Annotated in this window: 10 protein-coding genes; 9 read left to right on the top strand and 1 reads right to left on the bottom strand. The window is 33.2% G+C overall.

Annotated features, from left to right (window positions below; all coding sequences use genetic code 11):
- Nucleotides 1-182 precede the first annotated feature (182 nt).
- Complete coding sequence (locus FNW17_RS13465; protein WP_144071903.1) at nucleotides 183-869, bottom strand: Crp/Fnr family transcriptional regulator; 687 nt, start codon at nucleotides 867-869, stop codon at nucleotides 183-185.
- 109 nt (nucleotides 870-978) lie between these two features.
- On the opposite strand from FNW17_RS13465, the gene FNW17_RS13460 reads away from it, so the two are divergent.
- The 9 genes from FNW17_RS13460 (at nucleotide 979) to FNW17_RS13420 (ending at nucleotide 10,353) form a co-directional block, all read left to right on the top strand.
- Nucleotides 979-3,417, top strand: coding sequence for a heavy metal translocating P-type ATPase metal-binding domain-containing protein (locus tag FNW17_RS13460; protein WP_144071902.1), 2,439 nt, complete (start codon nucleotides 979-981; stop codon nucleotides 3,415-3,417).
- Between the two features lie 110 nt (nucleotides 3,418-3,527).
- Complete coding sequence (ccoS, locus tag FNW17_RS13455; protein ID WP_143390762.1) at nucleotides 3,528-3,725, top strand: cbb3-type cytochrome oxidase assembly protein CcoS; 198 nt, start codon at nucleotides 3,528-3,530, stop codon at nucleotides 3,723-3,725.
- Nucleotides 3,726-3,755: 30 nt separating this feature from the next.
- Nucleotides 3,756-5,933, top strand: coding sequence for a cytochrome-c oxidase, cbb3-type subunit I (gene ccoN, locus FNW17_RS13450; RefSeq protein WP_144071901.1), 2,178 nt, complete (start codon nucleotides 3,756-3,758; stop codon nucleotides 5,931-5,933).
- A gap of 7 nt (nucleotides 5,934-5,940) precedes the next feature.
- The gene (locus FNW17_RS13445; RefSeq protein ID WP_143390764.1) at nucleotides 5,941-6,120 is read left to right on the top strand and encodes a cbb3-type cytochrome oxidase subunit 3; all 180 of its coding nucleotides are present in this window, start codon (nucleotides 5,941-5,943) and stop codon (nucleotides 6,118-6,120) included.
- Nucleotides 6,121-6,139: 19 nt separating this feature from the next.
- Complete coding sequence (locus tag FNW17_RS13440; protein ID WP_143390765.1) at nucleotides 6,140-7,072, top strand: cbb3-type cytochrome c oxidase N-terminal domain-containing protein; 933 nt, start codon at nucleotides 6,140-6,142, stop codon at nucleotides 7,070-7,072.
- A gap of 246 nt (nucleotides 7,073-7,318) precedes the next feature.
- Nucleotides 7,319-8,737 (top strand): cytochrome c oxidase accessory protein CcoG, encoded by a 1,419-nt coding sequence (gene ccoG, locus FNW17_RS13435; protein WP_144071900.1) that lies wholly within the window; start codon nucleotides 7,319-7,321, stop codon nucleotides 8,735-8,737.
- A gap of 57 nt (nucleotides 8,738-8,794) precedes the next feature.
- Nucleotides 8,795-9,304: a FixH family protein gene (locus FNW17_RS13430; RefSeq protein ID WP_144071899.1), complete on the top strand. Its 510-nt coding sequence runs from the start codon at nucleotides 8,795-8,797 to the stop codon at nucleotides 9,302-9,304.
- 92 nt (nucleotides 9,305-9,396) lie between these two features.
- Nucleotides 9,397-10,098, top strand: a complete 702-nt coding sequence (locus FNW17_RS13425) for a sulfite exporter TauE/SafE family protein (RefSeq protein ID WP_143390768.1) — start codon at nucleotides 9,397-9,399, stop codon at nucleotides 10,096-10,098.
- A gap of 24 nt (nucleotides 10,099-10,122) precedes the next feature.
- A complete protein-coding gene (locus FNW17_RS13420) occupies nucleotides 10,123-10,353 on the top strand; it encodes a YdcH family protein (protein WP_126563266.1) in 231 nt (76 codons plus the stop codon).
- The last annotated feature ends 49 nt before the right edge of the window (nucleotides 10,354-10,402 follow it).

Below are 10,402 nucleotides of genomic sequence, written 5' to 3'. Positions count from 1 at the left end.
ATTTTGGAATGAAGCCAAAAAATTGTAATTGAAAATCTATGATTTTCAAATATTTCAATTTTGGAATGAAGCCAAAAAATTGTAATTGAAAATCTATGATTTTCAAATATTTCAATTTTGGAATGAAGCCAAAAAATTGTAATTGAAAATCTATGAGTAAATCTAAAAAATTATAAAATGATTTAAACTATATCTGCAATTCTCTTCAGTTTTGCAATATCTTTTATGATTATTTTTTTACCAATCAATCCAATCAATCCAATTTTATTAAAATCGGAAAGCAATCGAATACAACTTTCAGTGGCAGTACCAATCATTCCAGCTAATTCTTCGCGAGATAATTGAATGTGTAGTGATCCGTCTTCATTTTTACCAAAAGTCTCTTGAAGATATACAAGTGTTTCAGCGAGACGTTCTTTGACAGTTTTTTGTGAAATAGAAATCATGTGTTCGTCAGCATCTTTCAAATCGCCACAAATAGTTTTCATCATATTCATTGAAAACTGATTGTTATTATCAAACATACTCAGGACTTCACTTTTAGGTATAAAGCAAACTTCCATGTCTTCGAGAGCTACTGCACTCAAATTTGCGGGTTCATCACTAATCATTGAACGTTGCCCGAGTAATTCACCAGCTTTTACTAGTTTTATGATTTGGTCTTTTCCGTTTGCACTCAATTTTGACAATTTGCAAGTGCCAGTAGTAATACAATATACTCCATTTACAATATCTCCCTCTTCAAAGATAGGATTTCCTTTTTTTATAGTATGAGAGGTTTTACACTCGGCGAGCTTGATTAACTCATCTTTATTAAGCGCTTTCAAAGAGCTAAATTCTCTAACGATACACTGTTCACATTTGCCCATATACTAAAATATTATTTGAGTTTTACAAATCTACAAAATAATATGATAATTATCATATTATTAATTTTTTCACCCATTATATTTGTTACTTGTAAAAACAGATAAGTATATGGAGTTAGAATCCTGTTTCCACTGTGGGTTGGATGTTGTAAAAGAGGACCAAATTGTCTTCGATGAAAAAAAATTTTGTTGCAATGGTTGCAAAACCGTGTACGAAATTTTTAGTCTCAATGATATGTCTTGCTATTATGATTTCGAAAAATCTCCTGGAGCAACACCTCTTGATATAAAAGGTAAATACGATTTTTTAGAAAATGAAAGTATTGTATCAAAACTTTTAGAATTTCAAGAACATAAAACGGCTATTGTTTCCTTAAGTATTCCGCATATTCATTGTAGTTCGTGTATTTGGATTCTCGAAAATCTTCACAAATTGCAAAAAGGCATTAGCACTTCGCAAGTTAATTTTCCTGAGAAAAAAGTCCGAATTACTTATAATCCTGAGGTTACTTCACTAAAAACAATTGTGCATTTATTAAGCTCGATTGGTTATGAACCCTACATCAGTTTAGAAAATTATGAAACAGGCAAAAACAATGTCGATAGAAGTTTGACTTATAAACTAGGATTGGCTTTCTTTTGTTTTGGCAATATTATGCTGCTTTCTTTTCCTGAATATTTTGAGGTCAAGGAATTTTGGCTGGACACTTATAAACCTTTTTTCCGTTGGTTAATTTTTGTTTTGTCATTGCCTTCATTTTTGTATTCTGCCAGTGGTTACTATGTTTCAGCTTATAAAAGTATCAAATCAGGAATGTTGAATATCGATATTCCAATTGCTTTGGGAATTATTATTTTCTTTATCCGAAGTACTTTTGATATCGTGATGGATTATGGCTCTGGTTTTTTCGATAGCTTGACGGGTTTGATTTTCTTTATGCTTTTGGGTAAAATGTTCCAAATCAAAACCTATAGTTTTTTGAGTTTCGAAAGGGATTTTAAATCTTATTTTCCAATCGCAATCACGAAAATCAACACTGATTTTTCAGAGGAAAGTGTTCCCATATATGATATCGAAAAAGGAAATCGTCTTTTAATTAGAAATCAAGAATTAATTCCTGTCGATGGTATTTTAATCTCTGACAAAGCCGAAATTGATTATAGTTTTGTAACAGGAGAAGCCATTCCTATCACTAAAAAATCGGGCGATAAGGTTTTTGCTGGCGGAAAACAGATAGGAAAAGTGATTGAAATGGAAGTTTTGCATTCGGTTTCACAAAGTTATTTAACGCAACTTTGGAGTAACGATGTTTTTCAGAAAAATGTAGAACAAAAATACAAATCCATCACCGATACTATAAGTCATTATTTTACACCAATTCTGTTGATAATTGCTTTTGCTGGATTTGGCTATTGGGTTTTTATTGATGCTAATATTGCTTTTAATGTATTTACCGCTGTGTTGATTGTAGCTTGCCCTTGTGCATTAGCATTGTCAGCTCCGTTCACGATGGGTAATGTTTTGCGAATTTTTGGCAAAAAAAAATTTTACCTCAAAAACGCATTGGTTATCGAGCAATTAGCTAAAGTTGATACTATAGTTTTTGACAAAACAGGAACAATTACCACCAATAAAAAAGCAAATATTTCTTATTCCTCCCCCAACCCCTCCGAAGTTGGGGAGTCAAAAACGGGAATCAACGATGAAAATAGAACACTCATAAAAAATGTCCTACGGGCCTCGAATCATCCATTGAGTCGAATGTTATATGATTTTTTGCCAGAATGCAAAAGGTTAAAAATCAACGATTTTAAAGAAATTACTGGAAAGGGAATTCAAGCTACCATTGAGGGGAATTTGATTCAAATAGGGTCTTATAAATTTATTGTACAAAATTCCCATTTGCAAGTTTCGGCTCCCTCTCCTTTGGAGAGAGTCGGGGAGAGGACATCAGTTCATATCAAAATAAATGAAATCTATTATGGCAAATACATTTTCAATAATCATTACAGAGAGGGTTTAGCTGAGCTTTTTGAAAAATTAAGTGTCGATTATAAAATCAAAGTATTATCTGGAGATAACGAAGGGGAACGTACATCTTTAGAAAATATTCTGCCAAAAAACACCGAATTAATTTTTAATCAAAAGCCAGAGCAAAAGCTGGAATTTATTAAAAAATTACAAGAAGAAGGAAGAAATGTGATGATGGTAGGAGATGGTCTAAATGATGCAGGAGCTTTAGCGCAAAGTAATATAGGTATTTCGATTTCAGAAAATGTTAATGTTTTTTCGCCAGCTTGTGATGCCATTTTAGATGCGAATGAATTTAATAAAATGAATTATTTTCTGAAATTGTCTAAGAAATCAATAACAACTATAAAGATGAGTTTTGCATTATCAATTCTATATAATATTGTGGGATTATCATTTGCAATAACTGGAAATCTGTTGCCGTTAGTAGCTGCTATAATTATGCCTTTGAGTACTGTGACAATTGTTAGTTTCGTAACAATCGCTAGTAATTTTTATGCGAAAAGGGTAAATTAGATTAATTAATTGTTTTTTTTTATCGTAAATTTGATAAAAACCTAAAATATGATAATTGTCATAATTTGAGAAAAATCGATAAAGTATATTTGCTAACTAATTTTATTTTTATGAGTGTTATTTATTTACTTATTTCAATCAGTATTGTTGTGGCTGTATTTTTCTTTTTAGCTTTTATAAGAGCAGTAAAAAAAGGACAATACGATGACGATTACACCCCATCAGTTCGAATGCTTTTTGACGACGAACTTATCAAGAAAGCAAGTGATGACGTTATTCAAATTACTAAAAAAAATCCTAAACCTTAATTTTTTAAACCAATTAATAAATAACTATTTATGGAAATGCAACAGTTTTATTATGACAACAAAATTGTAAAGAAATTCATTTATGCAACCATCGTTTTTGGTGTTGTAGGGATGTTGGTGGGGCTTATTTTGGCCACTATGTTTCTTTTCCCAAACATCACAGACGGTATTTCGTGGCTGAGTTATGGCAGATTGAGACCTTTACATACCAATGCGGTGATTTTTGCCTTTGTTGGGAATGCAATGTTTGCCGGAATTTATTATTCGTTACAGCGATTACTTAAAGCCAGAATGTTCAGTGATTTTTTAAGCAACTTGAATTTTTGGGGTTGGCAATTAATTATTGTTGCAGCAGCTGTTTCGTTGCCATTGGGTTATAGCACTTCCAAAGAGTATGCTGAATTAGAATGGCCAATAGATATTGCAATTGCCTTAATTTGGGTAGCTTTTGGTATCAATATGATTGGTACAATTTTAAAAAGAAGAGAGCGTCATTTATATGTTGCGATTTGGTTTTATATTGCCACTTTCGTGACTGTAGCGGTTTTGCATATTTTCAATAGTTTAGCATTGCCCGTAAGCGGAATGAAAAGTTACTCTGTTTATGCAGGTGTTCAAGATGCCTTGGTTCAATGGTGGTACGGTCATAATGCAGTTGCATTTTTCTTGACTACTCCATTTTTAGGATTGATGTATTACTTTGTTCCAAAAGTAGCGAATCGTCCTGTTTATTCTTATAGATTATCCATTGTTCACTTCTGGTCATTAATATTTTTGTATATCTGGGCAGGACCGCACCATTTATTGTATTCGGCTTTACCAACTTGGGCTCAAAATTTAGGAGTAGTTTTCTCCATTATGTTGATTGCTCCATCTTGGGGAGGTATGATAAACGGACTTTTGACATTGAGAGGAGTTTGGGATAAAGTACGTGTTGATCCAGTCTTGAAATTCTTCGTTGTGGCGATTACAGGTTATGGTATGGCTACTTTTGAAGGACCAATGTTGTCTCTAAAAAATGTAAATGCCATTGCGCATTTCACCGATTGGATTATTGCACACGTTCACGTTGGAGCATTGGCTTGGAACGGATTTATGGCTTTCGGTATTATTTATTGGTTGATACCAAGAATGACTAAAACTGCTTTATATTCAATTAAATTAGCCAATTTCCACTTCTGGATCGGGACTTTGGGAATTATACTTTATACACTTCCAATGTATGTTGCCGGTTTTTTGCAAGCTTCAATGTGGAAACAATTTAACCCTGACGGAACCTTGACTTATGGAAACTTCCTTGAAACGGTAACTCAAATTATGCCAATGTATTGGATGAGAGCCATTGGTGGAACATTATATCTTACAGGAATGTTGGTTTTGGTTTATAACATCATTCAAACCGTAAGAGCGGGAGAAACCATCGAAGATGAATTAGCTGAAGCTCCTGCATTGCAAAAAATTACACCAGGAAGAATTAAAGGCGAAAAATACCATGCTTGGTTAGAAAGAAAACCGATTCAATTGACCATTTTTGCGGTTATTGCAATTCTTATCGGTGGAGTAATTCAAATTGTTCCAACGATAATGGTGAAATCAAATATTCCTACTATTGCTAGTGTAAAACCTTATTCACCATTAGAATTACAAGGTCGTGATTTATACATTCGTGAAGGATGCGTGGGTTGTCACTCTCAAATGGTACGTCCTTTCCGAAGCGAAGTGGAACGTTATGGGCCTCAATCCAAAGCTGGAGAATTTGTTTACGACCACCCATTTCTTTGGGGTTCTAAGCGAACCGGTCCAGATTTGTTGCGTGAAGGTGGAAAATATAATGACAACTGGCATTTTAATCACTTCTGGAATCCACAAAGCATTTCGGCAGGCTCCATTATGCCGGGGTACAAATGGTTGTTTGATAACGAAGCTATGGATAATTCTACCCTTCAAAAGAAAATGGAAGTTATGGTTACTCTTGGTGTTCCGTACACAGAGGCTCAAGTTGCCAATGCCGAAAAGGATTTGAGAACCCAAGCAGTGAGGATAGAAGAAAGCTTGAAAAATGATCCTGACTTTGTGAATAGTTACGACAACAGCAAGAAAAAAGCAGAGGCTAGAGGAGAAAAATTTGTTCCAATGAACGAAAGAGAAATAGTGGCGTTAATCGCATACATACAAAGATTGGGAACTGATATTAAGGTAAAAAAATAAAGTAATTATGTTCGAACAAATAAAACACAATATGGAGACCATCGCAGGAGTTGCGGTGTATCCAATACTTTCGTTATTAATCTTCTTTGGCTTTTTTGTAGGACTTGGAATTTGGGTTTTTTCATATAATAAAGAAAAAATCACCGAAATGAGCCAAATTCCATTAGACGACGATCATACCATATAATTTTCAAAACCGATATAAAATGAAAAAATTAATCCCAGCATATTTAAGAGTTCTTATTATTTTCTTTGCTGTTTTTGCTGCAATGGAATATTTTATCGACTCTGGAGACAAACCAGCATTTATAAAATTCCCTATGGTGTCTCTCTTTCTATTAGTATTCCTATTCTTGCTGATAGCGATAGAAGTTACCATAAATGCAGTCGATAGCATAACGTATCACTTATTGACCGAAGAGCAAAAAGCCAAATTAGATGAAGTAAATGATTTAGGTTTTAAGGATAGTGCCATTTACAAAAGTGTTGTAAATTTCTTGATCAAACCAAGACAAAATGAGGATGAAGGAGAAATATTGCTCCACCATGATTATGATGGCATCAAAGAGTTAGACAACAATTTACCGCCTTGGTGGGTATATTTGTTTTATGCTTGTATCGTTTTTTCTCTGGTATATTTAGTTCGATTTGAAATAATGGGGGCGGATAACCAAGAAATGGAATTGAAAAAAGAAATGGCTCAAGCCCAAATTGATATTGCTGAATACAAAAAAACAGCCCCAGATTTGATGGATGAAAATACAGTTACTTTATTGACAGATGCTGCAAATTTAGCCGCTGGAAAAGCCATTTTTACTACCAATTGTGTGGCTTGTCACAGAGCTGATGCAGGTGGACAAATTGGGCCAAACTTAACCGATGATCAATGGATTTTGGGTGGTGGAATCAAAAATGTTTTTCATACTCTTGTTAATGGTGGACGAGACGGTAAAGGAATGATTTCCTGGAAAGGAACTTTGAAACCGAAACAAATGCAAGAAGTTGCCAGTTATGTGTTATCATTGAAAGGCTCAAAACCAAAAGATCCAAAAGCACCAGAAGGAGAAATTTGGGTAGATTCAAATGCTGCAATTGCCACAGCGACTTCTGTCGCAACTGACAGTACAAAGGTCAAATAATATTAAATGATAAATATAAAGTTAGCAGATCCTGAATTATTTCAGGATTTGTTTTTTGTATCATTATTTAGAAATATAATTTAACTTTAATAGAATGGATGTTTTGTAAAAAGAATGAAACTGTATTATAACACAAGCAGTTTTATAAAAATAAAATCACTACTTTTCAAAGTAATGTAACCTAAGTTTCAAAGCAAACGAATTCAGATCTTTAATTTTATAATTATAAATTTTAAAATTTTAACAATGTCAAATTTACCAGACGAAGCTTTCAGAGATACCATCGGAACGATTGATGAGGAAGGAAACAGAAAATTTATTTTTCCTAAAAAGCCTTCGGGAAAATTTTACGATTATCGAAAGTGGGTTAGTTATTTTCTACTTATTATTTTGGTTGCTAATCCTTTTGTAAAGATTAATGGCAATCAGTTTATGATGTTTAACGTTCTAGAAAGAAGATTTAATATTTTTGGATTTCCGTTTTGGCCACAAGATTTTTACTTGTTTGTTGTTTCGATGATTGTAGGCGTTGTTTTCGTCATTCTTTTTACTGTTAAATTTGGGCGTATATTTTGCGGATGGATTTGCCCACAAACCATATTTTTGGAAATGGTTTTTCGGAGAATCGAATACTGGATTGAAGGCGATCGAGGCGCACAAATTCGTTTAGAAAAACAAGAATGGAATGCTGAAAAAATAAGAAAAAAAGCTATAAAATGGTTCCTCTTTTTGATAATTTCCTTTTTTATTGCCAATGTTTTTCTGGCCTACCTTATCAGTAGTGACGAATTGCTTAAAATGATTTCTGAAGGGCCAGAAAATCACATCAGTACCTTAATTTCATTGTTTATCTTTACAGGTATTTTTTATTTTATTTTTGCTTGGTTTAGGGAACAAGTATGTATAATTGCTTGTCCCTACGGAAGATTGCAAGGCGTTTTATTAGATGACAAATCCATCAATGTAGCCTATGATTTTGTTCGAGGAGAAAAAGAAATTGGTAGAGCAAAATTCAACAAACAAGAAGATAGAGCAGCATCTGGAAAGGGAGATTGCATTGATTGCAAACAATGTGTTCATGTTTGCCCAACAGGAATAGATATTCGAAACGGAACTCAGTTAGAATGTATCAATTGCACGGCTTGTATCGATGAATGTGATACGATAATGGAAGGTGTTGGTTTGCCAAAAGGACTCATTCGATATGCTTCGGAAGATGAAATCGAAAAAAATGCTACCTTCAAATTTACCGCCAGAATGAAAGGTTATTCGGCTGTCTTGTTTATTTTGATAGGTATATTAGCTGGATTATTATTTTTGCGAACCGATGTTGAAGCTGTTATTTTAAGATTACCTGGCCAACTGTTTCAACACAAAGGAGACAATATAAGCAATATTTATACTTTTAAGGTGATCAATAAAACCAATAATGATTTCAATAATATACATTTCAAATTGGTTGGTATTAAAGGGACTTTAAAAGTAGTAGGCGAACAAGATTTAAAAGTACCCAAACAAGGAATGAAAAGCGGTACTTTGTTTATAGAAATTAACGAATATTTGCTAGAATCAGACAAAACAAAATTGGAAATTGAAGTATATGAGGGAAATAAAAAAATTGAAACAAGCCAGACTAATTTTTTAAGTCCGAGAAGTTTTGATTAAATCCCCCTAACCCCCGAAAGGGGAATTATTATTGAGAAAAAAATAAATTTATAAAAAATGGAAAATCAGATTTCGAACAAACAAAACACTCCTTCTGGAGTTCCCCCTTCGGGGGCTAAGGGGATTAATTGGGGGACAGGAATCGTAATCGCTTTTGCATTATTTATCTCGTTTATTTTATATTTTGTTTTTAGTGTACAATCTAATTCAAAATATGACAACGAATTGGTTGTTGAAGAGTATTATAAGCACGATGCAAAATTTGGAGATGAAATGATTCGGATTCAAAACGCTCAAGATTTACCACAAAAACCTATTATATCAAGTACTAACGAAGGAATTACTGTCGTTTTTCCAGATGTATTTGTTCCAAAAGAAATTAAAGGGAAAGTATCTTTTTACCGTCCATCAGACAAAAAATTTGATTTCATTGTTCCTATTTCGTTATCTAATTCTACTTTGAATATAGCCAAAGAAAAGCTTTTAGGAGGCCGCTGGGACATTAATATGGAATGGCAATATGAAGGGAAACAATATCTCACTAAAGAAACAATTTATATCAAGTAAAAAGAAAAGAATAAAAAAATTAAATACGAGAGAATTGTTTAGTAAAAATATTTATTACCCAAAACTCCCAACTTCTAACTTCCCCCTTAAAAATGCTTCTAACAGCTTTCATCTTCGGTTTAATCAGTAGTTTCCATTGCATCGGAATGTGTGGCCCGATTGCTATGATGTTGCCTGTAGATAGAGAGAATCAAGCTAAAAAGGGTACTCAAATCCTGACGTATCATATCGGTCGGTTGACGGCTTATGCTACGATTGGTTTAATTTTTGGATTGCTAGGAAGAGGATTATATTTTGCCGGATTGCAACAAAAAATGTCTGTTTTTATTGGTGTTGCAATGATTGTCATTATTCTAATTCCAGACAAAGTTTTTGCCAAATACAATTTTTCGAAACCTGTTTTCAAATTGATTTCAAAAATCAAGACAACTTTAGGAAGTCAGTTCAAAAGCAAGAGTTATAAATCCTTATTTACTATTGGTTTACTGAATGGTTTTCTACCTTGCGGAATGGTTTATGTTGCCTTATTTGGCGCCATAGCAATGCAAAACGAGTTTTACGGCGTTTTATATATGATTTTATTTGGGTTAGGAACCGTTCCTGTGATGAGCAGTGTCGTGTATATCAACTCATTTTTAACGATTCCTGTGCGAAATAAAATTCAAAAAATCATTCCGTTTGTTGCGATTGTTATCGGAATATTGTTTATCTTTAGGGGATTAGGACTTGGCATTCCTTACATATCACCTTCAGATATGAGTTTGTTCGTTCAATCAAGTCCAAATTGTCATTAATTATTAATTAATTCTTATATAATTATGGAAAACCAAGATTTGCTGCACGTGTCTCCTGATGTTCAGGAAAAAATTGAGAAATTAATAAACGAAAATGATCATTTTGCAGCGTTATTCGAAGAATACCGGAAAGTCAAGCATGATGTATCCTTAATAAAATCAGAAGAAGTAGTTACTACCGATGTGCATTTGAAAGAATTAAAAGTAAAAATTCTTCATTTAAAAGATGAAATATATTCAATATTACGAAGATAAAAGCAAAAAAATCACGCTTATTTGGCGTGATTTTTTTTGGATATTTAAT

The sequence above is a fragment of the Flavobacterium franklandianum genome (assembly GCF_007097365.1).
Classification (GTDB): Bacteria; Bacteroidota; Bacteroidia; order Flavobacteriales; family Flavobacteriaceae; genus Flavobacterium; species Flavobacterium franklandianum.
The sequence above is the reverse complement of the archived record's forward strand: the minus strand, read 5'-3'. Positions and strand labels throughout refer to the sequence as shown.

Excerpts from the sequence above, each read along its gene's own strand:
- FNW17_RS13465 (WP_144071903.1), bottom strand. The coding sequence starts at position 869 with ATGGGCAAATGTGAACAGTGTATCGTTAGAGAATTTAGCTCTTTGAAA.
- FNW17_RS13460 (WP_144071902.1), top strand. The coding sequence starts at position 979 with ATGGAGTTAGAATCCTGTTTCCACTGTGGGTTGGATGTTGTAAAAGAG.
- ccoS (WP_143390762.1), top strand. The coding sequence starts at position 3,528 with ATGAGTGTTATTTATTTACTTATTTCAATCAGTATTGTTGTGGCTGTA.
- ccoN (WP_144071901.1), top strand. The coding sequence starts at position 3,756 with ATGGAAATGCAACAGTTTTATTATGACAACAAAATTGTAAAGAAATTC.
- FNW17_RS13445 (WP_143390764.1), top strand. The coding sequence starts at position 5,941 with ATGTTCGAACAAATAAAACACAATATGGAGACCATCGCAGGAGTTGCG.
- FNW17_RS13440 (WP_143390765.1), top strand. The coding sequence starts at position 6,140 with ATGAAAAAATTAATCCCAGCATATTTAAGAGTTCTTATTATTTTCTTT.
- ccoG (WP_144071900.1), top strand. The coding sequence starts at position 7,319 with ATGTCAAATTTACCAGACGAAGCTTTCAGAGATACCATCGGAACGATT.
- FNW17_RS13430 (WP_144071899.1), top strand. The coding sequence starts at position 8,795 with ATGGAAAATCAGATTTCGAACAAACAAAACACTCCTTCTGGAGTTCCC.
- FNW17_RS13425 (WP_143390768.1), top strand. The coding sequence starts at position 9,397 with ATGCTTCTAACAGCTTTCATCTTCGGTTTAATCAGTAGTTTCCATTGC.
- FNW17_RS13420 (WP_126563266.1), top strand. The coding sequence starts at position 10,123 with ATGGAAAACCAAGATTTGCTGCACGTGTCTCCTGATGTTCAGGAAAAA.